We start from the raw sequence: 366 nt of genomic DNA, 5'->3' as shown, positions 1-366 counted from the left end.
CCTGGTGTCATTCAAGGAAACGGATATGATGATAAACAGATTACTATCCGGCAGATATTGAACCATACAAGTGGTATCGCTGAATACTCAAGGTCAAAAGACTTTGATCTTATGGATACAAAAAAATCGTATACGGCTGAAGAATTAGTAAAGATGGGGATTTCTCTGCCCCCAGGCTTTGCCCCGGGAAAGGGCTGGTCTTATTCAAATACAGGATACGTATTACTGGGTATCCTTATTGAAAAAGTAACCGGAAATAGCTATGCGGAAGAGATTGAAAATCGGATTGTTGAACCACTTGAATTGTCGAATACATTCCTACCTGGCAATTCAAGCGTTATTCCAGGCACCAACCATGCCCGTGGA

The 366-nt window shown here is 41.8% G+C and carries 1 protein-coding gene; it reads left to right on the top strand.

Features of this window, described 5'->3' with window-relative positions:
- Positions 1 to 366 (top strand): serine hydrolase domain-containing protein (locus JDS96_RS30820; RefSeq protein ID WP_199669132.1); only part of this gene is annotated, 366 nt, incomplete at both ends.

Origin of the sequence: Bacillus cereus group sp. N21 (assembly GCF_016483395.1) — a bacterium.
In the GTDB taxonomy this organism is placed as follows: Bacteria; Bacillota; Bacilli; order Bacillales; family Bacillaceae_G; genus Bacillus_A; species Bacillus_A pseudomycoides.
Note: the sequence above shows the minus strand (reverse complement) of the source record. Positions and strands in the feature narration are given on the sequence as shown.